Raw genomic sequence first — 24,123 nt, 5'->3', positions numbered from 1 at the left:
ACCACTGTTGCCGTCGGGGGCGCGCTGTCATCGTCGACTGTCCTTCTCGGTGCTGCCGGACTGCTGGATCGCCGCGCCGTAGCGCGCGGAGATGCGGCGGCGCTGCGCCGCCGGGGTGCCGTAGAGAGCGCGGTTCAGAGTGGCGCGCTCGAGATAGCGGTGGATGCCGCTGTCCCAGGTGTAGCCGTAGCCGCCGTGCAATTGCATGGCCTTGCCGGCGAGGTCGACCGCCGCGGCGCAGGCGTGGGATTTGGCCATGGCGACGGCGATACCGGCACCCGGCGCCGCGGCCGCCACCTCACGTACCGCCGCGCCGACCAGGTGCCGGGACACGGTGAGTCGCACAAGCATGTCGGCGCAGGCGTGTTTCACCGCCTGGAATGTGCCGATGGGCCGGCCGAATTGGGTACGGGTGCCCGCGTACGCCACGGTGGCGTCGAGGACGGCCGCGCTCAGGCCGAGGCTGTCGCAGGCGATGGTGAGGGCGGCGCGGTCGTGCAGCTGTCCCACGGCGGCGACCGGGTCACCGATGAAGTGCTGGATCGAGTCCGGGGGCACCGCGAGTTCGTCGGCCACGATGCCGCCGAAGCTCCGGGTCGAATCCAGTAGCGGCCGCGGCACGATGCCGACGGTGTCCGCGGCCACTGAGACCACGACAGGCAGACCGTGCGGATCCGCGGCGACGAGGAGCAACCGGTCCGCCCGCGGCAGGTCCGACACGAATTCCGCACGGCCCGACAGTGTGAGGCGACCGCCGGAATACCGGAGCCGAAACGGCGGCACCGTGGCATCGCACGCGCCCGCGTCGGCCGTGAGTGCCACCGCCACCGTGCGTTCTCCCGCGGCGAGGTCGCGCAACAACTGGTCTCGCGCGGGCTCGGGCTCGAGCGCGAGACAGGTTCCCACGGCGAGGACCGCACTCGGATAAGACCCCACCGCGACGGCCCGGCCCCATTCCCGCAGGACGACCGCGGATTCCGCGAACGTCGCTCCAGCGCCGTCGAATTCCTCCGGCACCTCGAGCCCGAGCCACCCTTGCCGGGCTGCCACCACCGGTTGGACGGACCCGCCCGGGCCGGTTCGCGCCAAGAGATCTCGTGTCACGTCGCGCAACTCCGCATGCAGTGCAACGAATTCGGAGGCCGGCGAGGTTGTTTCGATCATCGCCCGGCCACCGGTTCCCGGGGCAGCCCGAGGCCGCGTTCCCCGATGATGGTGCGCTGTATCTCGCTGCTACCGCCGGGGATCGTCCACTCCCAGGACCCGAGGAAATCCAGCACCCAGGCCCCGGACTCCCAGCCCCCCGACCTCGGTTTACGCAGCACGCCGTGGGCCGCCACGCCGCCGAGCTCAGCACCGAAGTCGGTGAGGCGCTGGAGCAATTCGCTGTAGTACAGCTTCACGATCGAGGCGTCGGCCGGGCCCGTGGCCGACCGGTCGTGGCGTTCCACCAGATCGCGGCACAGTGCACGCAACCCGGTGATCTCGGTATCGAACGTAGCCAGCCGGTCCAGAACCACCGGGTCCTCGATCGGGCGCCGGCCGTCCGGATCAGGTCGCGTGCACGCCTCGAGCAGCCACCGGAACCCGGCGTTACCCAGCCGCTCGGCCAGCTCCAGCATTGTCAGGCCGCGCTCCGCGCCGAGCGTGCGCTGCGCGACTTGCCAGCCCGCGTGTTCCGCGCCGACCAGATTCGTGACGGGAATCCGCACCTCATCGAGGAAGATCTCGCAGAAGTGCGATTCGCCGGTCGCCTGGCGAATCGGGCGCACGTCGACGCCGGGTGAACGCATGTCCATCAGGAAGTACGAGATGCCCTGACGTTTGGGCGCATCGGGATCCGTTCGGGCCAGCAGCAGACACCAATCCGCGAACTGCGCTCCACTGGCCCACACCTTCTGCCCCGTCACCACATAGTTCTCGCCGTCGCGCCGCGCGGTCGTGGACAACGCCGCCAGATCCGACCCGGCACCCGGTTCGGAAAAACCCTGCGCCCAGATCTCGCCGTCGAGAATGCCGGGCAGATGACGCTCCCGCTGAGCCCGCGTGCCCGCCGCGAGCAAGGTCGCGGCCGCATGATGGATCGCCACGAACCCCAGCACCAGCCGCGGTGCATCCTGAGCGGCAAGCTCCTGATACAGCACCACCTGCCGGGCGACCGACATCCCGCCGCCCCACTCCCGCGGCCAATGCGGCACCGCGAACCCCGCGCCACGCAGGGCGCGAAACCACTCCCGCTGAAAAGCGACAAATTCGGCGTCGGTCGCATCGGTCTGCGCCGCCCGCCAGTCGCCGGGAATATGCGTGCGGCACCAGTCCCTGACCTCGGCCCGGAATTCGATGAGCGGGGTCAGACCGGTGCCCGCCGCCTGCGCGTTGCCGGCGGTCATCGCGTGGCCGCCCGCCGCCGCAACGCCACGAGCCGCGCGCGGTGCTCGTCGGACTGCATAGTGACCACTTCGGCCGCGAACCCCGCTTGCAACGGGCCCGCCAGCGCTTGCGAAAGGTGCATATTGACCACGCGTTTGGTGCTGCGCAGCGCCTCGGCCGGCTGCGCCGCCAATCGTTCGGCCAGCAGTTGTGCGGCGGGCAGCAAATCGTCGGCCGCCACGACGCGGCTCGCCAATCCGAGCTGCACGGCGGTCGGGGCGTCGATGCGATCACCGGTGAATAGATACTCCCGCGACCGCAAGATCGGCGTCAGCAACGGCCAGAACGCCGCACCGCCGTCCCCGGCGACCAGCCCCACCGCGACATGCGGATCCGCCAGATACGCCCGCTCGGAGATCAAGGCGATATCGCTCAAGATCGCAAGGCTCGCCCCCAGCCCCACCGCCGCGCCGTTGACTGCGGCGATCACCGGCAACGGAAACCGCAGCATCTCCTCGATGATCTGCGCACCCTCCCGGATGCTTTCGTCCCGCGCTACCGGATCGTCGAGAAACGAGCTGATCCACTCCAGATCGCCGCCCGCGCTGAAAGCCCGCCCCGCCCCGGTGAGGATGACCACCCGCGCTTCGCGGTCCGCCGCCAACTGCCGCCAGACATTGGCCAGCGCCCAGTGCATCTCGGCATCGACTGCATTCAGCTCGCCGGGACGATCCAGCACGACCACGCGAACCGGCCCCTCGCTTCGCACCCGCACCGCGTCGGGAAGTTCGTATTCCATACCCTCACGCTCCCTGCGCTTTTCCCGAAAACAGCCCGGTCAGCCCCCGACGCCCGATCCGGCGCGTCAAGAGCTCCTCGGTAGCGGCACTACCGAGCGGCAACCGGCGCAGCGGCAAGCTGTACCGCGACAGCCACGACAACGGCGACTCGTCACAAAACCCGAGCGCACCGTGCAGCTGATGCGCCACCCGGAACACGATCTCCGCGGCCTCGAGCGCACCCAGCCGCAACGCCAGCGCGTCCTCGACCACCCCGGGATCCCCGGAGCCGATGCCGCACAGCGCATACCGCGCCAGCAGGTCCACCCCCCGCCGCTCGACCTCGGCCTCGGTCAGCTGAAACTGCACCGCCTGAAATTCCGCCAGCGGCCGGCCGAATTGCTCCCGGACCAGCACATGCGCCCGCGTGAGATCCACCGCCCGATCCAACATCCCGAGCAACGTCCAGCACGGCAGCACCAGCCCGAGCGCCAGATCGCGCGCTCCCGCACCGTCCGCCGCCAGTCCGACCATGCCACCCGCACCCGGCTGCTCAGCCGCTGTAGCGGCGGTCTGCCATTGCAATCGGACGCTGAACGCGGTCTGGCGGGGCGGCCCCTCGGCATCCGTCACTGTGACGTTGCCAGGTGTGCCATCCAGTGCCACTGCCGCCCAGCGGAAGTCATCGAGTCCCGCCAGTTGTCCGCGGGGGTCGCGTTCGGAAATCACCACCAGGCCGTCGGCGCCGCGATCGGGGCGGACCAAGCGTTCGGCCACCGGATAGGGAACAGCCCAGTAGCCCGCACTTCGGCACAGGGCAGCAGCAGCCTCCAGTTCGCCAACGTCCAGCCGGGGCGCCAGGTCCCAAACGCCGAGGCTGGCGAGGACCGGTTCGGCCAGTTCCCTCCGCAGCCGCTGGTCGTGTTCCGCGCGCCGCAGAAGCGTATCCCCGCCGGCCAGTTCGAAGGCCCGCCTGGCTTGCCGGCCGAATTCCAGCGCCTCGGGTGACAGTTGCACGTCCATCACGCCCTACCTTCTGCTGCGCCGGTGGTCGTCCGGACGGATCGGTATGCGCGCGGGACCGTCATTACGCCGCACCGTCCAACAGCGTGCGCGCCAAGAGAATTCGCTGCATCTCGATGCTTCCCGAAGCCACGGTCGAGGCCTGCGCGTATCGCCAGTGGTCAGCGACCGCACGCCGGTAGCGACGCCCGGGTTCGTCGTCCGGCGCGGCGGCGGCGATCTCGGTGAGGACGGCGGCGCTGTCCTGGTCGAGCCGGGTGACCGCGATCCGGTAGGCGGCAGCGTCACCCGGCGCGACCTGCCCTTCCTGCTGCAAGGCCAGGACTTGATACGCGAGCAGCCGGGCGCGCCGGCAGTGGGTGAGCATCCGCGCCCACCGTCCGCGCAACTGTGGCACGAGCTCCTCCCAGCGCGTCTCCCCGAGCACCTCCGGGGCGGTGTGCAGCAACCTTTCGCACCGGGCATACCGCGCGATCCCGACCCGCTCGAAGGCCAGCACCTCCCGCACCACCTGCCACCCCTCCCCGACCCGACCGAGCACATCGGCCTCGGTGGCCCGCACACCGTCGAAGAACACCTCGTTGAGGTGGTGCGGCCCCAGCATCGAGCGAATCGGCCGGACCTCGATACCGGGACTCGACATCGGTACCAGGAAGACGGTGAGCCCCTGCTGCTTTCGCCCCTCCTTGGTGGTGCGGGCGAGCAGGAAGCACCACTGCGCCATCTGCGCGTAGGAGGTCCAGATCTTCTGCCCGGAGATCGACCAGCCGTCCCCGTCCGGGCGGGCGGCGGTGCGCAGCGAAGCCAGATCCGACCCGGAGTCGGGCTCGCTGAACCCCTGGCACCAGATCACCTCGCCCCGCGCGATCGACGGCAGATGTTTGCGCCGCTGTTCCACACTGCCATGCCGCATGAGCGCCGGACCTACCCAGTTCACCCCCATGTATTGCGCGCCACGGGGCTCGTGCCGCGCCCACATCTCCTCGCGCACCACGGTCTGTTCCCACACCGAGGCATCGCGGCCGCCGTACTCCGCGGGCCAGGCCGCACACAGCAGTCCCCGATCGGCGAGCACGCGGCAGAAGCGCTGTGCCACAGCCAGATCGGCCGGATCGTCGGTGAACGCGCCGAGGAAGTCCGGGGGCACTTCCGCCGCCACGAGCCGGCGTAGTTCGCCGCGCAGGCGCGCCGCGGCTTCGCCCATCTCGAAGTCCATGGGGCGAACCGTACTTCAATCCTCATAAGGATAGCAATGTTTGAATGGTCAAAGGCCTGTGGGTAAACTCGCGAGGTGACCAACCCCCGCCGAGCCAGGATCCCGCAACGCCGCATCGCGGAAACCGTTGCCGCGGAACTGCGCACCCGCATCCTGAGCGGCGAGGACGACTACCGGCTGCCCACTCAGGACCAGCTGGTCCAGGACTTCGGGGTCAGCTACCCCTCGATCCGGGAGGCCCTGCGCATCTTGGAGACCGAGGGCCTGGTAACCGTCCGGCGCGGCAATGTCGGCGGCGCCGAGGTGCACCGCCCGAACGAATCCTCGGCGGCCTACCACCTCGGGCTGGCCCTGCAGGGCGCGCGGGTCACCCTGGGCGATCTGGCCTCAGGCCTGCGCACCCTGGAACCGATGTGCGCCGCCGAATGCGCGCGCCGCGCCGACCGCGCCGAGGTGGTGATCCCGGCCCTGCAGGCCAATATCGGGTCCTGCGAGGCCCTGATCGGCGAGGGCATCGAGTTCACCCACACGGCACGGGCGTTCCACGACCTGGTCGTGTCCTTCACCCCCAACGCCACGGTGCGCTACGTGGTGAGCAGCCTGGTCGCGCTCTGGTCGGCCCAGGAGGAGGCGTGGGCCGAAGTGCTCACCAAGCGGGGCGAATATCCGTCGCCGACCGACTCCGCGGAGGCCGTGCACACCCACGTGCGCATCACCGAGGCGATCGCGGCCGGCGATGACGTGGAGGCCGAGCGCCTCTATCGCGTCCACCTCGCCGCCACCCAGAAACTGGTGCTGGATCGGTTCGACAACGGCGTGGTCAACGCCTCCGCCGACGTGGTGCGTCAAGCCATGCAATCGAGCCGCGGGATGCGGATCTAACTCCGCCGAACCGCGTCTCCCCCGGCCTGGCCCGCGAATCCTTTCGCGGGCCAGGCTTTTTCCGGCCCGGACGACCAATTGTCAAGTATTGCTATCCTTATGAGGATTGTCGTACTGTGACCCCACAAGCCAGTGGCCTGCATCACGAAACGGACCGATTCGGCCGTCGCGCAGATCGCCACGCACATCGACGTTCTCACCGTTCAGGGAGGCCCGCCTTGAGTCAGGGCGCGCGCTACAGCAGCACCACATCCATCACCTCCACCGCGGGGGTGCACATCGAACGACTCACGCCTCCGAGCCGCCTGTTCGGCGCGAACGGCCTGCGCACCGGCGCCGACGATCGCATCTACGTGGCCCAGGTCGCGGGCAGTCAGATCAGCGCCCTCGACGTCACCACCGGCGATCTGGAGACCATCAGCGCCAAGGGCGGCGACATCATCGCCCCGGACGACATCGCCTTCGACGCCGACGGCAACCTCTTCGCCACCGAGTACATGGACGCGCGAGTCAGCCTGCGCGGCAAGGACGGTCGCACCCGCGTCCTGCGCGACGACCTGCCTGGCGCCAACGGCATCACCGTGCACCGGGGCCGGTTGTTCGTCAACGAATGCCGGGTCGGCGGGCGCTTGCTGGAGCTACCGCTCGATGGCAGCGCCCCGCGCGTCCTCCAGGACAACCTGCCGATGCCCAACGCCATGGAGGTCGGCCCGGACGGCCTGCTCTACTACCCGGTCATGGGCACCAACGACATCTGGCGGATCGACCCGGAAGGTGGTGTCCCCGAACGCGTTGCGGGTGATCTCGGCGTTCCCGACTCGGTCAAGTTCGACGCCGCGGGCTTCCTCGTCTCCACCCAGGTGCAGACCGGCGACGTGCTGCGCATCGACCCGCGCACCGGCGACCGGCAGGTGCTGGCCCGCCTGGCTCCCGGCCTGGACAACTGCACCTTCGTCGGCGACCGGCTGTTCGTCTCCAGCTTCACCGGGGAGATCACCGAAATCCTCGCCGGCGGCGCGACCGAGGAAATTCTCCCGGGCGGTCTGATGTGGCCCCTGGATCTGACCGTCGGCCCGGACGGCACCCTCTACCTGGCCGACGGCACCTATCTCTACCTGTTCCGCGACGGCGAATTGCACCAGATCGCTTCGCTTTTCAGCCCCGGCACGCCCGGCTACGTGCGTGGCATCACCGCCGTCGGCGAGGAGTTGCTGTGCACCACCTCCACCGGCGAGGTCGCCTACTACCGCCCGGGCCCCGACGCCCAGACCAAGATCGTGGCCCAGGGTTTCGACCAGCTCTACGGCGTCGCGACAACCGCGGACCGCACGATCGTCGCCGCGGAGCTGGGCACCGGGCGGGTGCTCTCGATCCGATCGGGGCAGGTCTCGGTGCTGGCCTCGGGCCTGACCGCGCCGATGGGTGTCGCGTTCGGCCCGGACGGCACCGTCCTGGTCTCCGAATCCGGCGCCGGGCGCATCGTCTCGATCAGCGGCAGCGGGGTGGACACCGTCATGGACGGACTGGAAACACCACAGGGAATCCTGGTGCGCGGCAAGCAATTACTGATCGTCGACGCCGGACTACAGGCACTGATCGGCGTCGATCTCGAGACCGGGGCACGCCAGACCCTCGCCACGAATCTTCCGGTCGGCGCACCGCCCGGCGTGGTCGCCAAACCCCTGCGCGGCACGCCGCCGTTCTCGGGTCCGATGGGTCCGTTCGCGGGGATCACCGCGGGACCGGACGGCACCGTCTACCTCTCGGCCGACGCCGAGGGCAGCGTCCTGGCGCTGCGGTTCACCGAGTAGCGGCCATGGAACACAACACTTTTCCCGGTTTGGCCGGGCGCGTAGTCATCGTCTCCGGTGCGGGCGGCGGCGGTATCGGCACGGCGGTGACCCGGCTGCTCGCCGAAGCCGGGTCGACGGTCATCGCGGTGAGCCGGTCGAAAGATAATCTCGCCACCCATATCGAACCGCTTGCCGCCGCCGGCCTTCCGGTGCTGCCGGTGGCGGCCGACGCCGCCACCGACACGGGCATCGCCACGGTGCTCGAGCACGCCCGGCACGCCGAGGGCGACCTGTACGGCCTGGTCAACGTGGCCGGCGGCGCCGCGCCCGCGACCTGGATGCCCGCCACCCGGGTCACCCGCACCGACTGGCGCGCCCTGTTCACCCAGAACCTGGAAACCATGTTCTTCATGAGTCAGGCGGTCGCGGCCGAGCTGACCGCGCGCGGTCTACCCGGGTCGATCGTCTCGATCTCCTCGATCAGCGGCATGAACACCGCGCCGTTCCATATCGCCTACGGCACCGCCAAGGCGGCCCTGGTCGCCGCGACCCGCACCCTGGCCGTCGAGCTGGCGCAGCTCGACATCCGGGTCAATGCCGTGGCACCTGGCGTCACCGAAACCCCGGCGTCGCGGGCCTATGTCGGCGCGGATCCCGAGCGGGATCGCCGGGCCATCGCCATGGGCCGGCGCGGCCGGCCGGAGGAGCAGGCGGGCGCGGTCCTGTTCCTGCTCTCCGAGCTGGCCGGCTACATCACCGGCCAGACCCTGCTGGTGGACGGCGGCCTGAACCTGAAGTGGACCCACCTCGGCGCGGACCACACCTCCCTGTTCCTCGAGGACGACGGCTTCCGCGCCGCCATCACGCATTGACACCACGGTTTCCCCAGGAGGACGCCATGACCGACATCGATTCCGCACCGGCGCAACCACTCTCGACTCCGATGACGATCGGTGTGGAGGCCTACATCTCCCCCGACTACGCCCGGGCCGAGGGCGACAAACTGTGGGCCAAGGTGTGGCAGCAGGCCTGTCGCGTGGAGGAGATCCCGCGCGTCGGCGACTTCCTCACCTACGAGATCGGCATCGACTCGATCCTGCTGGTGCGCACCGCGCCGGACACCATTCGCGCCCACCACAACGTGTGCGCGCATCGGGGTCGCCGGCTGGTCGACATCCCGCCCGGCGCGCACGATGCCCGCGGCAGCCGCAAGCAGTTCGTCTGCGGGTTCCACGGCTGGCGCTACGACCTGGAGGGCAACAACACCTTCGCGGCCGAACGCGCGGACTGGCCGTGCGGGTTGACCGAACGCAACGACGGCCTGACCGCTGTGCGGGTCGACACCTGGGGCGGCTGGGTCTGGGTCAACATGGATCCGGACTGCGAACCGCTGCGCGACTTCCTGGAACCCGCGGCCGGTCTGCTCGAGCATTTCGAGCTGGAGAACATGCGCTATCGGTGGCGGCGCTGGCTGACTTTCGAGTGCAACTGGAAGGTCGCGTTCGAGGCGTTCATGGAGACCTATCACGTGCCGTACACCCATCCGGAGTTCATGAACTTCGGTCAGTTCCTGGGCTGGGCTCGGACGCAGGGCAAGCACAGCAATATCGGATACGACGCGCCCAAGGGCATGGAGGAGAATCAGGCCAAGGTGCGGCTGGGCAGCGGTCCCGACGCCCGGGTCTCCACGGCTACGTTGCAGAACTTCACCTGGGAGAACGCCAACACCAACACCACCCGCACACTGGTCGACGTCGCGAACCGCCTGGTGGACGAATTGCCGGCGGGCACACCGGCGCCGGAGGTGCTGCGGTATTGGCTCGACACCGCCCGCTCCGAGGACGAGGCGCGCGGCGTGGTCTGGCCCAAGGTCGACCCGGGCATCGTCGCCGCGGCCGGCACCGCCTGGCAGATCTTCCCGAATTTCCAGATCGGGCACGCGCTGAACAACATGCTCTGCTACCGATTCCGGCCGTACGGGCAGGACCCCGACAAATGCGTGTTCGAGGCCGCCGTCTTCGAACTGTTCCCGCCCGGGGCGGAACCGCACACCGAATGGGAGTACACCCCGGTGGGCGATCCGAACTGGCGCTCGGTCCTGCCGCAGGACTTCGACAACATGGCCGCCGTGCAGCAAGGCTTGAAGAGCCGTGGCTTCTCCGGCCCGAAACCCAACCCCTATCGCGAACGCAGCGTCGTCAACCTGCATCACAACCTCGCCGCGTACATGGGCACCGGCGCGCCCCGCGATCTGGCCTGAATCACCCACCCCAGCAAGGACGTTCGAATGCACGACTGTGCGCCCACCCAGACTCCCGAGATCGACCTGCCGGCTTTGCGCGAGCGCTATCTCGCCGAACGCGACAAGCGGCTGCGCACCGAGGGCCAGGGCCAGTACCTGGTGACCGAGGACGGATTCGACGAGTTCTACGCCGCCGATCCCTACACCGCGGTCGTGCCGCGCGCACCGATCACCGCCGAGATCGGCGTGGCCGTTCTCGGCGGCGGCTGGGCGGGCCTGATCGCCGCGGCCCGGCTCGAGCAGGCCGGGGTCACCGATTTCCGGATCATCGAATTGGGCGGAGATTTCGGCGGGGCCTGGTATTGGAACAGATATCCCGGCATCCAGGTCGATACCGACAGCTACAGCTACCTGCCGCTGCTCGAGGAAACCGGATACATCCCCACCGAGAAGTACGCCCGGGGCGACGAATGCTTCGAGCACGCCCAGCGGATCGGTAAGCATTTCAATCTCTACGAGCGCACCGTATTCAGCACGCAGGTGCGGTCGCTGGCGTGGGACGAGGCGAGCGAGCGCTGGCGGATCGGCACCAATCGGGGTGACGAGTTCCGCGCCCGGTTCGTCATTATGGCGCAGGGGCCGTTCAACAAGCCCAAACTGCCCGGCATACCGGGTATTCACGAATTCCAGGGGCACACTTTCCACAGCGCGCGCTGGGACTACGACTACACCGGCGGATCCGTGCGGGGCGGGCTGGACAAGCTGGCCGGTAAACACGTGGCGGTGATCGGTACCGGTGCCAGTGGCATCCAGGTGATTCCGCATCTCGCGCAGGCCGCGGAACATCTGTACGTCTTCCAGCGCACACCCTCCTACATCTACGACCGCGGCGATGTCCCGACCGACCCGGAATGGGCCGCCGCACTGCGACCCGGCTGGACCCGCGAGCGCAAACGCAATTTCCACACCGCCGCGTTCGAGGCGTTCGCGCCCGGCCAGCCGGATCTGATCTGCGATGGCTGGACCGAGGTCAGCCGCAACCTGGCGGCGCACCTGAGCGCCACCGGCGGCTGGGCGACGCTGACTCCGGAGAAGTTCATGGAGTTGCGCGAGGTCGAGGACTACAAGGCGATGGAGCGCGTCCGCGCGCGGGTCGACGAGGTGGTGCGCGATCCCGCGACCGCGGCGGCGCTCAAGCCCTACTACCGATTCCTGTGCAAGCGGCCGTGTTTCAGCGACGAGTATCTGCCCACCTTCAATCGCGCGAACGTCACCCTCGTGAACGTCGCCGAAACCAAAGGCGTGGAACGCATTACCGCCACCGGCATCGTCGCGGCCGGCATCGAACACGAGGTGGACTGCATTATCTTCGCCAGCGGCTTCGAGATCACCACCGATCTGAATCGTCGCCTCGGCATCGCACCGTTCACCGGACGGGACGGGCGCTCGCTCTACGACCATTGGGCCGACGGATACCAGACCCTGCACGGGCTCACCACCCACGGCTTCCCGAACATCTTCTTCACCGGATTTCTCCAGGGCGGCGTCACCGCCAGCACCACCGATATGTTCGATCAGCAGGCGGGGCACATCGCCTACATCCTGGCCCGCGCCGCCGAATCCGGCGCCACCACGGTCGAACCCACCGCCAGGGCGGTCGCCGAATGGTGCGCCACGGTGCGCGAGACGGCCGTCGACAACTCCAATTTCCAGCGCGAATGCACGCCGGGTTACTACAACAACGAGGGCGAGAAACAGATTCGCTCGCACCTCGGCGAACCCTATTGGCCCGGCTTCCACGCTTTCGAAGACCTGCTCGAGGCGTGGCGCGCGACCGGCGAGCTGCCCGGCCTCACCCTAGGCGCGTAGGGGCACCGCATGACTCAGCTCAGATTCGACGATCGCGTCGCCGTCATCACCGGGGCGGGACGCGGCCTGGGCCGCGCCTATGCCGAATTGCTGGCCGCCCGCGGCGCGCGCGTCGTGGTCAACGACCCCGGCGGCACCCTGCGCGGCGACGAGCACGGGGAGGACGTGGCCGCCGAGGTGGTGCGGGCGATCCGGGAGTTCGGCGGCGCGGCGGTCGCCAGCACCGACTCGGTCGCCACGCCCGCCGGCGGGCAGGCGATCATCGATACCGCGCTGAACACCTTCGGGCGTCTCGACATCCTCATTCACAATGCGGGCACCGTGCGCCCCGGGTCGCTGTCGGAGTTGAGCTTCGAGGATTTCGAAGCGGTGCTCGACGTGCACCTGCGTGGCGCGTTCCACGTCGTCCGGGCCGCCTTCCCGCAGATGAGCGCTGCCGGGTACGGGCGGGTCGTGCTCACCTCCTCGATCGGCGGGCTCTACGGCAATCAGCGCGTGGCCAATTACGCCGTCGCCAAGTCCGCGATGATCGGGTTGTCGAATGTGGTGGCACTCGAGGGCGCGGCGGTCGGCGTGCGATCCAACGTCATCGTGCCCGCCGCGCTGACCCGCATGGCCGAGGGCATCGACACCTCGGCCTACCCGCCCATGCAACCGGAACTGGTCGCACCGGCGGTGGGCTGGCTGGCCCACGAATCCTGCTCCATCAGCGGCGAAATGCTGGTCGCCATCGCGGGCCGGGTGGCCCGCGCCTATATCGCCGAGACGCCCGGCGTGTACCGGCCGTCCTGGACCATCGAGCAGATCGCCGAGCACATCGCCGGTATTCGCGACACCGCCGGCGACGCCTGGATTCTGCCCGTCGTCCCCTCCGCGCACATCGATCACATCGTCAAGAGCTTCGCCCTGGCGACCGAAGGGAAGTGACCATGGGAGTCAAAGTCTACGAACGCCTCCTGGACCTGTTCGAAGCCGAGGGCATCAGCACCCTCTTCGGCATCCCGGACCCGAATTTCGTGCACCTGTTCCATCTCGCGCAGGAGCGCGGCTGGACCGTGGTCGCCCCGCACCATGAGGAATCCGCCGGTTTCATGGCCGAGGCGGTCTCCCGGATGACCGGCAGGGCCGCCGTCTGCATCGGGACGCTCGGCCCGGGCGTGGCGAATCTGGCGGGCGCGATGATGTGCGCCAAGGTCGAGAATTCGCCGGTGATCTTCCTGGGCGGGCAACGCTCCCGGATCACCGAGCAGCGGGTGCGGCGGGGCCGCATCCAGTTCGTGAAGCAGTCCGGGTTGTTCGAGCCGTCGGTGAAATACACCGCGAGTATCGAATACGCCGACCAGACCGACGAAGTCATCCGCGAGGGCCTGCGCAGGGCGCTGTCCGGAACACCCGGGCCGGTGTATATCGAGTACCCGATCCACGTCATCCAGGAAGAGCTGGACGTGCCACCGGCCCTGCCGCCGCACCGGTATCGCCTCGTCGGTCAGACCGCCGGGCCCGACGCGGTGGCCGACGCGGCGGCGCTGATCCGCGCGGCGAAGCAGCCGATCCTGCTGGCCGGTCACGGGATCCACACCGCCCGCGCCGGGCAGGCGGTCCGCGCGCTGGCCGAGGCGATGGCCTGCCCGATCATCCAAACCTCCGGCGGCACCTCCTATATCGAAGGCCTGGCGGACCGCACCTTCCCCTACGGCTTCTCCCCCGCCGCGGTGGACGCGGTGGTGACATCGGATCTGTGCCTGGCCATCGGCACCGAACTCGGCGAACCGGTGCACTACGGCCGCGGCCGGCACTGGGTCGCGGGCGAGGCGGCGCGCAAATGGATCATGATCGAGCAGGACCCGACCGCCATCGGCGTGAACCGTCCGATCGACGTGCCCCTGGTCGGCGACCTGCGCGCCATCGTGCCGCAATTGACCGCGGCACTGCACGACACACCCCGCGCACCGACCCCGGAATTGGCGGGCTGGATCGAGCAGGACGCGGCCCGGCTGGCCGAACTGGCCGCCGCGGCGCCCTCCGGCCTGTCGCCCGTGCATCCCGCGCGCCTGATAGTCGAAGCGACGCAGGCCTTTCCCACCGACGGCATCATGGTCCGGGACGGCGGCGCCACCACGATCTTCGGCTGGACCTACTCCCAGGCCAAGCCGCGCGATGTGATCTGGAACCAGAACTTCGGCCATCTCGGCACCGGGCTCCCCTATGCCGTGGGCGCTTCCGTCGCCGACGGCGGCAAGCGACCGGTCATGCTCATCACCGGGGATTCATCCTTCCAGTTCCACATCGCCGAACTCGAGACGGCGGCGCGCCTGGGGCTGCCGCTGGTGTGCGTCGTGGCCGTCGATTACGCCTGGGGACTCGAAGTCGGCGTCTACAAGCGGACTTTCGGGCCGGGCTCGCTCGAGACCGGCGTGCACTGGAGCACCGCGACCCGTTTGGACAAGGTCGCCGAGGGCTTCGGCTGCTACGGCGAATACGTCGAGCGCGACGCCGATATCGCGCCCGCCATCAAACGCGCCTACGCCAGCGGCAAGCCCGGCGTGATCCATGTGGCAGTCGATCCGAAGGCGAACTCGGAGGAGATGCCCAGCTACGACGAATTCCGGACCTGGTACGCGGAGGGAATGCAGTGATGCGCGACTACTCGAAGTTCTATATCGGCGGCCAGTGGGTGGATCCGGCGGGACCGGGCACCTTCGAGGTGGTCAACCCGGCCACCGAGGACGTGGCCGGCACCGTCGCGGCGGGCACGGCCGCCGACATCGATCGGGCCGTCGCCGCGGCCCGGCACGCCTTTCCCGCCTGGTCCGCGACGACGGTCGCCGAGCGGAGCGAGGTGCTGCACGCCATCGCCGAGGCCTATCAGAAGCGCCGGGACGATTTGGGCGCGGCGCTCACCGAGGAGATGGGCGCGCCGCGCGCGCTGGCCAATGGCTTCCAACTGGACTTGGCGGCCGGGCATCTGGCGAAAGCGATCGAGGTGCTCGAGCACTACGCCTTCAGCGAGCAGCGCGGTCCGACCCTGATCGTGAAGGAGCCGATCGGCGTCTGCGGCCTCATCACGCCGTGGAACTGGCCGTTGAGCCTGATCGCGGTCAAGGTGTTCCCGGCGCTGGCCACCGGCTGCACCATGGTGCTCAAGCCCTCCGAGAAATCCCCGTTCACCGGTCAGCTCTTCGCCGAGATCCTCGATGCCGCAGGCGTTCCCGCGGGCGTGTTCAACCTGGTGCAGGGCGACGGTCCCGGCGCCGGAGCGCCGCTGTCGGCGCATCCGGGAGTCGACATGATCTCCTTCACCGGTTCTACCCGGGCCGGCATCGAGATCGCCCGCAATGCCGCGCCCACGGTGAAGCGGGTCACCCAGGAACTGGGCGGTAAGAGCCCCAACATCGTGCTCGACGACGCGGCGTTCGCCGCCAATGTCGGTAAGGGTGTGGCCGCGGTGACGCTCAACGCCGGTCAAACCTGCAGCGCCACTACGCGAATGCTGGTGCCACGAGGCCGGATGGCCGAAGCCGTCGAGGCGGCGCGCGCGGCGGCCGAACAGGTCACCGTCGGCGATCCGACCGGCACGGCCGACCTCGGCCCCGTGGTGTCCGCCGCGCAGTTCGAGCGGATCCAGGGGCTCATCCAGCAGGGTATCGACGAGGGGGCCACGCTGGTCACGGGCGGTGTGGGCCGGCCGGAGGGGCTGGCGCGCGGCTACTACGTCAAGCCGACGGTGTTCGCCGATGTCGGCAACGACATGACCATCGCCCGAGAGGAGATCTTCGGCCCGGTGCTCAGCATCCTCGGCTACGACGACATCGACCACGCGGTGGCCCTGGCCAACGACACCGAGTACGGCCTCGCGGCCAATATCGCGGGCGCCGACCTCGACCAGGCACGCGCGCTCGCCCGCCGGATCCGGGCCGGGTACGTCTCCATCAACGACGGGTTCGACTTCTCCAGTCCGTTCGGCGGCTACAAGAAGAGCGGAAACGGCCGCGAGTGGGGCGAATTCGGGTTCGAGGAGTATCTGGAGACCAAGGGCATCCTCGGGTACGCGGCGGCGCCGCAGTGACCAGGTCCTCGATCACCACGAAAAAACTCGGCGCACGTGTCGGGGTGGAGGTGCTCGACGTCGATGTCGAGCGCCTGCTGCACGACGACGAGCTCGCCGCGGGCTGCGTGGATCTGCTCGAGGAGCACAGCGTGGTGCTCTTCCGCGAACTGCACGCGGGTGACGCGGCGCAGGTCGCCTTCTCCCGGAAACTCGGCGACCTGGTGCAGTTCGGCAAGTACGCGAACCCGAACGTCATGGAGATCAGCTTCGACCCGGCCAACCCCAACGCGAAATACTTCCCCAGCAACGACTACTGGCACATCGACGGGTCGATGGACGCGGTCCCGGCGAAGACGTCCGTGCTGAGTGCGCACGTGATCACCGAGCGGGGCGGCGAGACGGCTTTCGCCAGCACCTATGTCGCCTACGACGAGCTGTCCGCCGCCGAGCGGGAACGATTCGCCGGACTGCGGGTGGTGCACCGGATGGAGCGGATTCAGCGCCTGAGCTACCCCGAGCCCACCCCGGAGCAGCTCGCGGACTGGGCGCGCTGGCCCGACCGCGTGCACCCGCTGGTGTGGACCCACGAGTCCGGACGCAAGTCACTGGTGATCGGCGCGAGCGCCGCCCACATCGTCGGCCTGGATGCGCGGGAAAGCCGAACCCTGCTCGACGATCTCGAACAGCGCGCGACCACACCCGATCACGTCCTGACGCACACCTGGTCGGTCGGGGACCTGGTGCTGTGGGACAACACCGGGCTGGTGCACCGGGCCTGCGAATTCGACCGGTCGCAGCCGCGCCGCATGCATCGCTCCACGGTCGTCGGCGAGGAGTCGATCAAATGACCTCTCGCACAGCGATCGTCACCGGCGGCGCGTCCGGGATCGGCCTGGCGATCGGCTCCCGGCTGGCTGCGGACGGCGCACTGGTCGCGCTCTTCGATGTCGACGGCGGCGCGGCGCGGGCGGCGGCGGCCGCGATCGGCGCGGCGGGCGGCAAGGCCGTCGGCCTCGGCGTCGACGTCACCGACCGCGCCGCCATCGACAGCGCGGTCGCCGAGGTCCGCGCCACCCTCGGCGCACCGGCGATTCTGGTCAACAGCGCCGGCATCACCGTCGCGGGGCCGTTCCTCGACCTCACCGCCGAGGTCTGGAACCGGGTGCTGGCGGTGAACCTCACCGGCGCGTTCGACTGCTGCCAGGCGGTGCTGCCGGACATGATCGCGCAGGGCTGGGGACGCATCGTCAACATCTCGTCCTCCAGCATGCACAGCGGTGTCGCCGGGATGGCCGCCTACGTATCCGCGAAGGCGGGCATGGTCGGGCTGACCAAGGTGCTGGCCCTCGAATTCGGCCGCGCGGGCGTCACCGTCAATACGATTCCACCCGGCTTCATCGAAACGCCCATGATGCGCGACAGCCTGCGCAAAGGCGTTTTCAGTATGGATGAGCAAATCGCCAAGACCCCCGTCGGCCGCGTCGGACGGCCCGAGGACATCGCCGCCACCTGCGCTTTCCTGGTGAGCGAGGAAGCCGCCTACCTGACCGGGCAGATCATCGGTGTCAACGGCGGCCGCAACACCTGAGTTCGAAAGGACAGAGATGCCCCGTATCCCACCCACACCAGAGCCGGACTGGTCGGCGGAGATGACTGCCTTTATCCAAGAGTTCCGCGGCTCGGCCCGTGCGGGCACACCGAAGGCGGGTCGCCAGAGCGGGGCCAACCTGTTGGGCACGCTCGCGCGCTACCCTGCGCTCACCAAGCCGTTCTTGATTTTCAATCGGCATCTGCTCCAGAGCAATTCACTCTCGCCACGACACCGGGAGCTGCTGATTCTCCGGGTCGCGCATGTGCGCGGCAGCGACTACGAATGGGCCCAGCATGTGTTGCTGGCCGCGGAGGCGGGGCACGGGCCACAGGACATTGTGCGGGCGGCCGAAGGGCCAGATGCTCCCGGCTGGGCACCCACCGAACGAATGCTCGTCCTGGCCGCCGACGAACTGCTCACGGATGGCGTGATCACCGAAACAACATGGGCCACACTGGAAACGGACTTCAACGAACGTCAGCTGATGGACCTCGTTTTCACGGTGGGCACCTACGCGCTCCTGGCCATGGCTTTACGCACGTTCGGCGTCGAACCAGAACCTGGCCTGGTCCCACACCTGCCCGCCGCCCGGACAGACCTCGCACGGTGAGGCACATGCGGCCTATGAGAACGACGGGAGACCCACGATGTGGACCCAGGCCGAACTGGTGCGGCTGATGGATGTTCAGCCCCTGACCGCGGGCCGCTACCGCGCACCCGCGCACGGCCCGACCGAGCGCAATGTCGTGGAGGCCGGGCAACTGCTGGGTGCCGCCGTGGTGGCGAGCGCCAAACAGGTGCCCCACCAGCGGGTGGTCTCGGCGTCGATGATCTTCTCACGCGCCGCAGCACACGACGCGGCACTGGACTTGACGGTCGACCTGCTGCGCGGCGGTCGCACCTTCAGCTCCGCGCAAGTCCGGGTACACCAGCACGATTCGCTGTGCGGCGCGGCCATCGTGCTCCTGGACGCGGATCCTCCCGACCTCATCCGCTCGACGGCCCCTATGCCCGAGGTCGACCCGCCGAGCCGGCTGCGCTCCCACGAGCTGCCCGGCGCGGTGGTCGCGGGACGCGATATCCGCGTCGTCGGCGACGCCTACACCGATGACGCGGCCCGCGTCGGCCCACCGGAGCTGTTCGTCTGGACCAGATTTCAGGACGAACCGGAACACCGGTACCTGCACGCCGCGCTGCTGACGCAGTCCACCACGCACTGGACGGTCGCCGCCGCGCTACGCCCGCATCCGGACTTCACCCAGTCGATGGCACACCACTCGCTCTCCGCCGGAATCACCATGGCCACCATTACGTTTCACGATACGGCCGACGTGACCCAGTGGCTGCTCTACGCCACCCGGGTCATCTATGCCGGGCGCGGCCACGCGCAGAGCGAGGGCCGGGTCTACACCGAGGTGGGCGGCTTGCTGGCCTCCTACTCCGTGCACGCCATGGTGCGCGGCTTCGACTACCCGAACAACCAGGGCGGCACGGCATCCCGCGCCGTTCTCTAGAGAAGGGACCGCCGATGGAGCCATCCGGTTTCGCGAGCCGGCCGGACTACCGAGTCGGCATCCAGCGCATCCGCAACCTGATCCGGGTGACGCACATGGGCGAGACACTCGCGGAGTCGAGCACGAGCCTGCTCGTGGCCGAACAGGATCACGGCGTTGTCTTCTACCTGCCGGAAGACGATGTGACCTTCGATCTGCTTGTCCCGCACGAGCACACCTCGCGCTGCCCGTTCAAAGGCATCGCCCGGTACTGGCGACCAGTGGCCGGACCGGACCCGGTGGCCTGGGAATACCACGACCCCTATCCGGAGGTCGCGCTCTTGCGCGGGCACCTCGGCTTCTACCAGGACCGGGTCCGCGTCGAGATCGGCGTGGCGGATCCCGCGGTCAGCGCTCCCTGGGCGGGCCGATGACCTTGGTCAGGCATTCCTCGGCGAAGGCCAGCACCTCGAGGTGGTAGGCGGCGGCGCTGTAGCCCAGGCTCAGATTGTGCCCGGCGTCGCGCAGCACCTCGAGCTCCACCCGCGGCGCAGCACTGAACATCCCGGTGTACTCGGCGAGCGCCTCGGCGTCGGTGCGCCACACCTGCTCGTGCTCACCGACGGTGATGTGCAGGGGGACCTGCACCTGCGCGGCCAGGCCCGGGAATTCGTCGCGGGAGCGCAGGTGCGCGGCGACGCCCTCGTGCTCCGGGCGCGGTGCCCCGATCGCGGCGCCGCCGACCAGTTCGGGCGGGTAGGCCTGCTCCGGATGCCAGACCAGATGCCGGACGCTCCCGGCCCGCCCGCTCCCGAGCGGCGCCGCCATGTTCGCCTCGGCCCCGGAACCACCCAGCTCCATGCCCAGCAGGTGCGGCCCGCGTGCGTCGGCCGCCATCCGCACGGCGAGTTCGCAGCCGGCCGAATGTGCCAGCAGGAAAACCCCTTTGCCGCGCGGGCGCGCTCCGAGGACCGCCTCCAGGGCGGCGTACATCAGCTCCATCCGCCGGCGCGGGTCCGCCAGCAACTCCGGATACGCCGCGCTGCCGCCGTATCCGGGCCGGTCCAGCGCGAGCGCGGTGTATCCGAGCCGGGCCGCCGTGCGCAGCAGCGAGAGCCGGGGGTGGCCGGGGCAGTCGAAGTAGCGGGAGGTGGTCTGGCCGCCGTGCAGTGCGAGCAGTACCGCGCGCGGCTGCGGCACTTCGGCCAGCAGGCCGGTCATCGGGATGCCGTCGATTTCCGCGACCACCGGGACCGGGCGCTCGTATTCCAGCTCGAGCAGATCGAATTCGGTGAGTGTCATGACTTGCCCTCTCTACTTCGATTCATGACCCGGTCCGCGGCCGCCCAGTGCGCGTCCTGAACCCAGAGCCGCGCGAACGCGGTGACCGCCTCCTGCGCCGGGACACCCGCCAGCACGCGCTTGATCTCCCCGGCCGGCCGATTGGCCAGCGCGCGAGCCAGCGCGCGCCAGCCGTCCTCGAACTCCGCCCGCGGCAGGACTTTCTGCACCAGACCGATCCGCTCGGCTTCGACGGCGTCCAGCGCGACACCGGATCCGGCCAGTAGCAGCGCCCGGCTGCGGCCGACCAGCTCGGCCAGCCGCTCAGCGCCGCCCCAGGCCGGCATGATCTCCAGGGCGACCTGATTGAACCCGATCTTGATGTCGTCGGCCGCCACTCGAATGTCCGCGGCCACAGCGACTTCCGCGCCGCCGCCGAAGGCGTGCCCGTTCAGCACGGCGAGCACCGGAGCCGGGAATTCCGCCAGCTGGTCGCAGATCCCTCGCATCCGCCAGGCCATCGCCGCGGCCTGCGCCTCGGTGCGTAACGCACTGAGCTCCTTGAGATCTCCGCCGGAAACGAAGGCCTTGTCGCCCGCGCCGCGGATGACCAGCGTGCGCGCGCCGGCCGCCGCGGTGATGGCCTTGTCCAGCTCGTCCATCGTGGCCGGCGCGATGGCGTTGCGGGCGTGCGGGCGATCGATCGTGATGACCGCGACCCCCGCGTCCAACTCCAGGTCGACCATGTCGGGCACTCCCATCTGAAATCTTGATTCTCCTCTACGGAGAATAACCTAACCGCACGGTATCGACCGATGACTCGATCAACCACGGCACCTGGGCATTGCCAGGCATGCCGAGTGAGAATACTATTCTCACAAACCGCGAAGGAGGATTCCATGACGGCGATTAGCCTGCCGTACCCGCTGTTCGACGCCGACAATCACCTCTACGAGACCGAGGATTCGCTCACCAAGTACCTGCCCGACAAGTACAAGAAGGCGATCCAGTACGTCCAGGTGAACGGCCGCACCAAGATCGCGGTGCGCGGCCACATCAGCGAGTACATCCCCAACCCCACCTTCGAGGTGGTGGCGCGGCCCGGCGCGATGGAGGACTACTTCAAGAACGGCAACCCGGAGGGCAAGAGCAAGCGCGAGATCTTCGGCAAGTCCATGAAGGCGGTGCCGGCCTTCCGCGAGCCGGGCGCCCGCCTGGCGCTCATGGACGAACTGCGGGTGGACCGCAGTCTGATGTTCCCGACGCTGGCGAGCCTGGTCGAGGAGCGCATGCGTGACGATCCGGAGCTGATCCACGCCGTGGTGCACGCCCTGAACGAATGGCTGCTGGAGGCTTGGGGTTTCAACTACGAGAACCGGATCTTCACCACCCCGGTGATCTCGCTGCCGATCCTGGACAAGGCCATCGAGGAACTGGACTGGGTCGTCGCGAACGGCGCCAAGGCCATCCTGGTGCGGCCCGCCCCGGTCCCGGGCTTCCAGGGCCCGCGCTCGTTCGCGCTGCCGGAATTCGATCCGTTCTGGAAGCGGGTCGTCGAGCACGACATCCTGGTCGCGATGCACTCCTCCGACAGCGGCTACTCCCGCTTCGACGCCGAATGGGAGGGCAGCAAGACCGAGATGCTGCCGTTCCAGACCAACGCGTTCCGCATGGTCAACGAGTGGCGGCCGGTGCAGGACACCGTGGCCTCCTGGGTGTGCCACGGCGCGCTGTTCCGCTTCCCGGAGTTGAAGCTCGCGATCATCGAGAGCGGTTCGGCCTGGCTCAAGCCGCTGCTCGAAACCCTCACCGACGTCTACAAGAAGGCGCCCGAGGGCTTCGGCATGCAGGATCCGGTCGCGGCGATCAAGAAGAGCATCCACGTCAGCCCGTTCTACGAGGAGGGGGTCACCGAACTGATCGACCTGGTCGGCGTGGACCGGGTGCTGTTCGGTTCGGACTACCCGCATCCCGAGGGCCTGGCCGAGCCGACCCATTTCGCCGATATGCTCACCCACCTGCCCGTCGAGGATCAGGCCAAGATCATGGGTGGCAATCTCGCGCGGCTGCTGGGCGTATGACCGAATCCTGCTCGACGCTGCCGCAGCTGGTCCAGCAGGCGGCCGACCGCTTCGGTGCTGCCGAAGCGGTCGTCGACGGGCCGCTGCGGCTGAGTTTCACCGCACTGGCCGAGCGGGTGCGCCGGGCCGCGGGCGCCTTCGCCGCGGCGGGTATCGACAAGGGCGACCGGGTCGCGATCTGGGCGCCGAACTCGGCCGAGTGGATCATCGCGGCCTTCGGGATACTGACCGCGGGCGGCGTGCTGGTGCCGGTCAACACCCGGTTCCGCACCGAGGAGGCGGCCGACATCCTCCGCCGCAGCGGCGCGCGCATGGTTCTGGTCCAGCAGGATTTCCTCGGCGTCGAGTACACCGCTCCCGACGGCGTGCGGGTGGTCGATCTCCGATCCCAGTTCCTATCCCGTGGTGCACCTTTCGAACGCGAGGTCAGCGGCACGGATATCGCCGATGTCGTCTACACCTCGGGCACGACCGGAAAACCCAAGGGCGTGATGATGAATCACGCCCAGACGCTGCGGATGTACGCCGAGTGGTGCGATCTGGCCGACCTGCGCCCGGGCGATCGCTATCTGATCGTCAACCCGTTCTTCCACACCTTCGGCTACAAGGCCGGCGTCGTGGCCGCCCTGCTCCGCGGCGCGACCATCCTGCCGGTGGCGGTCTTCGACGTCGAGCGCGTGCTGGACCTGGTGGAGCGCGAACGCGTGACCATGCTGCCCGGGCCGCCCACCCTGCTCTCCTCGCTCCTACTGGCCACGGGCTCGCGCGACTTGTCCTCGTTGCGCGCCACGGTGACCGGGGCCGCGGACATCCCGGTGGAGCTGATCCGGCGGGTCAGCACCGAGTTGCCGTTCCGTTCGATCATGACCGGCTACGGGCTCACCGAGGCGGGCACGGCGACCGCGTCCCGTCCCGGCGACACCTTCGAGCAGATCGCCGGCACCGTCGGAACACCCTGCGCGGGTATCGAAGTGCGCATCGCCGACGACGGCGAGGTCTTGGTGCGCGGCTACTCCGTGATGCAGGGCTATCTCGACGACCCGGTGGCGACCGCGCAGGCCGTCGACGCCGACGGCTGGTTGCACACGGGCGATCTGGGCAGCCTCGATGCCGACAACCGGCTCCGGATCATCGGCCGGAAGAAGGACATGTTCATCGTCGGCGGCTTCAACGCCTACCCGGCCGAGATCGAAGGCATCTTGCTCCAGCATCCGGCCGTGGCGCAGGTCGCGGTCGTCGGTGTCGCCGACGAGCGGCTCGGGCAGGTCGGCAAGGCGTTCGTCGTCGCGGAAAGCGTTGTCGCGGAAGCGGACTTGCTCGAGTGGGCGCGGGCGCACATGGCCGGGTACAAGGTGCCGCGCTCGGTCCGGTTCCTGGACCGGCTGCCACTGAACGCGACCGGAAAAGTACAAAAGGACCAACTGCGATAGCGGATGCACTGTTATTCTCTTGGGA

General features: G+C 68.8%; 22 protein-coding genes. 15 read left to right on the top strand and 7 right to left on the bottom strand.

Going from position 1 to position 24,123, the window contains the following annotated elements; translation table 11 throughout:
• Positions 1 to 27 precede the first annotated feature (27 nt).
• From AB0H76_RS16530 to AB0H76_RS16510, 5 genes are all read right to left on the bottom strand, one after another.
• Positions 28 to 1,164: an acyl-CoA dehydrogenase family protein gene (locus tag AB0H76_RS16530; protein WP_357323801.1), complete on the bottom strand. Its 1,137-nt coding sequence runs from the start codon at positions 1,162 to 1,164 to the stop codon at positions 28 to 30.
• Complete coding sequence (locus tag AB0H76_RS16525) at positions 1,161 to 2,390, bottom strand: acyl-CoA dehydrogenase family protein (RefSeq protein ID WP_357323798.1); 1,230 nt, start codon at positions 2,388 to 2,390, stop codon at positions 1,161 to 1,163. Before AB0H76_RS16525 ends, AB0H76_RS16530 begins: the two co-directional genes overlap by 4 nt.
• On the bottom strand, positions 2,387 to 3,169 hold the full coding sequence (locus tag AB0H76_RS16520) for an enoyl-CoA hydratase/isomerase family protein (protein ID WP_357323795.1): 783 nt from the start codon (positions 3,167 to 3,169) through the stop codon (positions 2,387 to 2,389). Before AB0H76_RS16520 ends, AB0H76_RS16525 begins: the two co-directional genes overlap by 4 nt.
• A 4-nt stretch (positions 3,170 to 3,173) precedes the next feature.
• A complete protein-coding gene (locus tag AB0H76_RS16515) occupies positions 3,174 to 4,172 on the bottom strand; it encodes an acyl-CoA dehydrogenase family protein (RefSeq protein WP_357323792.1) in 999 nt (332 codons plus the stop codon).
• A gap of 64 nt (positions 4,173 to 4,236) precedes the next feature.
• The gene (locus AB0H76_RS16510; protein ID WP_357323790.1) at positions 4,237 to 5,388 is read right to left on the bottom strand and encodes an acyl-CoA dehydrogenase family protein; all 1,152 of its coding nucleotides are present in this window, start codon (positions 5,386 to 5,388) and stop codon (positions 4,237 to 4,239) included.
• A gap of 75 nt (positions 5,389 to 5,463) precedes the next feature.
• On the opposite strand from AB0H76_RS16510, the gene AB0H76_RS16505 reads away from it, so the two are divergent.
• From AB0H76_RS16505 to AB0H76_RS16445, 13 genes are all read left to right on the top strand, one after another.
• A complete protein-coding gene (locus tag AB0H76_RS16505; RefSeq protein ID WP_357323787.1) occupies positions 5,464 to 6,270 on the top strand; it encodes an FCD domain-containing protein in 807 nt (268 codons plus the stop codon).
• A gap of 218 nt (positions 6,271 to 6,488) precedes the next feature.
• On the top strand, positions 6,489 to 8,081 hold the full coding sequence (locus tag AB0H76_RS16500; RefSeq protein ID WP_357323784.1) for an SMP-30/gluconolactonase/LRE family protein: 1,593 nt from the start codon (positions 6,489 to 6,491) through the stop codon (positions 8,079 to 8,081).
• A gap of 5 nt (positions 8,082 to 8,086) precedes the next feature.
• The gene (locus AB0H76_RS16495) at positions 8,087 to 8,935 is read left to right on the top strand and encodes an SDR family oxidoreductase (RefSeq protein ID WP_357323782.1); all 849 of its coding nucleotides are present in this window, start codon (positions 8,087 to 8,089) and stop codon (positions 8,933 to 8,935) included.
• Between the two features lie 26 nt (positions 8,936 to 8,961).
• Positions 8,962 to 10,323 (top strand): aromatic ring-hydroxylating dioxygenase subunit alpha, encoded by a 1,362-nt coding sequence (locus tag AB0H76_RS16490; RefSeq protein ID WP_357323779.1) that lies wholly within the window; start codon positions 8,962 to 8,964, stop codon positions 10,321 to 10,323.
• A 27-nt stretch (positions 10,324 to 10,350) separates the two neighbouring features.
• Positions 10,351 to 12,174, top strand: a complete 1,824-nt coding sequence (locus tag AB0H76_RS16485) for an NAD(P)/FAD-dependent oxidoreductase (protein ID WP_357323776.1) — start codon at positions 10,351 to 10,353, stop codon at positions 12,172 to 12,174.
• Positions 12,175 to 12,183: 9 nt separating this feature from the next.
• Positions 12,184 to 13,101: an SDR family NAD(P)-dependent oxidoreductase gene (locus AB0H76_RS16480; RefSeq protein ID WP_357323773.1), complete on the top strand. Its 918-nt coding sequence runs from the start codon at positions 12,184 to 12,186 to the stop codon at positions 13,099 to 13,101.
• A gap of 2 nt (positions 13,102 to 13,103) precedes the next feature.
• Entirely contained in the window at positions 13,104 to 14,810 is a 1,707-nt protein-coding gene (locus AB0H76_RS16475) for a thiamine pyrophosphate-binding protein (RefSeq protein ID WP_357323770.1), read from the top strand.
• The gene (locus tag AB0H76_RS16470) at positions 14,810 to 16,240 is read left to right on the top strand and encodes an aldehyde dehydrogenase family protein (protein WP_357323766.1); all 1,431 of its coding nucleotides are present in this window, start codon (positions 14,810 to 14,812) and stop codon (positions 16,238 to 16,240) included. The genes AB0H76_RS16475 and AB0H76_RS16470 overlap by 1 nt, the downstream gene beginning before the upstream one ends.
• The gene (locus tag AB0H76_RS16465; protein WP_357323763.1) at positions 16,237 to 17,070 is read left to right on the top strand and encodes a TauD/TfdA family dioxygenase; all 834 of its coding nucleotides are present in this window, start codon (positions 16,237 to 16,239) and stop codon (positions 17,068 to 17,070) included. The genes AB0H76_RS16470 and AB0H76_RS16465 overlap by 4 nt, the downstream gene beginning before the upstream one ends.
• Entirely contained in the window at positions 17,067 to 17,810 is a 744-nt protein-coding gene (gene fabG / locus AB0H76_RS16460; protein WP_357323760.1) for a 3-oxoacyl-ACP reductase FabG, read from the top strand. Before AB0H76_RS16465 ends, fabG begins: the two co-directional genes overlap by 4 nt.
• Positions 17,811 to 17,871: 61 nt before the next feature.
• The gene (locus AB0H76_RS16455) at positions 17,872 to 18,423 is read left to right on the top strand and encodes a carboxymuconolactone decarboxylase family protein (protein ID WP_357323757.1); all 552 of its coding nucleotides are present in this window, start codon (positions 17,872 to 17,874) and stop codon (positions 18,421 to 18,423) included.
• A 37-nt stretch (positions 18,424 to 18,460) separates the two neighbouring features.
• Complete coding sequence (locus tag AB0H76_RS16450) at positions 18,461 to 19,327, top strand: acyl-CoA thioesterase domain-containing protein (RefSeq protein ID WP_357323754.1); 867 nt, start codon at positions 18,461 to 18,463, stop codon at positions 19,325 to 19,327.
• Positions 19,328 to 19,341: 14 nt separating this feature from the next.
• Positions 19,342 to 19,740 carry a DUF427 domain-containing protein gene (locus tag AB0H76_RS16445; RefSeq protein ID WP_357323752.1) on the top strand — a complete coding sequence of 133 codons (399 nt, stop codon included), beginning with the start codon at positions 19,342 to 19,344 and terminating at the stop codon, positions 19,738 to 19,740.
• Here AB0H76_RS16445 and AB0H76_RS16440 read toward each other — a convergent pair.
• Positions 19,715 to 20,608, bottom strand: a complete 894-nt coding sequence (locus AB0H76_RS16440; RefSeq protein ID WP_357323749.1) for an alpha/beta hydrolase — start codon at positions 20,606 to 20,608, stop codon at positions 19,715 to 19,717. The two genes, AB0H76_RS16445 and AB0H76_RS16440, sit on opposite strands and share 26 nt — an antisense overlap.
• On the bottom strand, positions 20,605 to 21,333 hold the full coding sequence (locus AB0H76_RS16435; RefSeq protein WP_357326209.1) for an enoyl-CoA hydratase/isomerase family protein: 729 nt from the start codon (positions 21,331 to 21,333) through the stop codon (positions 20,605 to 20,607). Before AB0H76_RS16435 ends, AB0H76_RS16440 begins: the two co-directional genes overlap by 4 nt.
• A gap of 153 nt (positions 21,334 to 21,486) precedes the next feature.
• Here AB0H76_RS16435 and AB0H76_RS16430 point away from each other — a divergent pair, with 153 nt between their 5' ends.
• Positions 21,487 to 22,668 carry an amidohydrolase family protein gene (locus AB0H76_RS16430; RefSeq protein WP_357323746.1) on the top strand — a complete coding sequence of 394 codons (1,182 nt, stop codon included), beginning with the start codon at positions 21,487 to 21,489 and terminating at the stop codon, positions 22,666 to 22,668.
• Positions 22,665 to 24,098 carry a FadD3 family acyl-CoA ligase gene (locus AB0H76_RS16425; RefSeq protein ID WP_357323743.1) on the top strand — a complete coding sequence of 478 codons (1,434 nt, stop codon included), beginning with the start codon at positions 22,665 to 22,667 and terminating at the stop codon, positions 24,096 to 24,098. The genes AB0H76_RS16430 and AB0H76_RS16425 overlap by 4 nt, the downstream gene beginning before the upstream one ends.
• Positions 24,099 to 24,123: the final 25 nt, after the last annotated feature.

The sequence above is a fragment of the Nocardia sp. NPDC050712 genome, from assembly GCF_040654295.1.
Lineage (GTDB): Bacteria > Actinomycetota > Actinomycetes > Mycobacteriales > Mycobacteriaceae > Nocardia.
The sequence above is the reverse complement of the archived record's forward strand: the minus strand, read 5'-3'. Positions and strand labels throughout refer to the sequence as shown.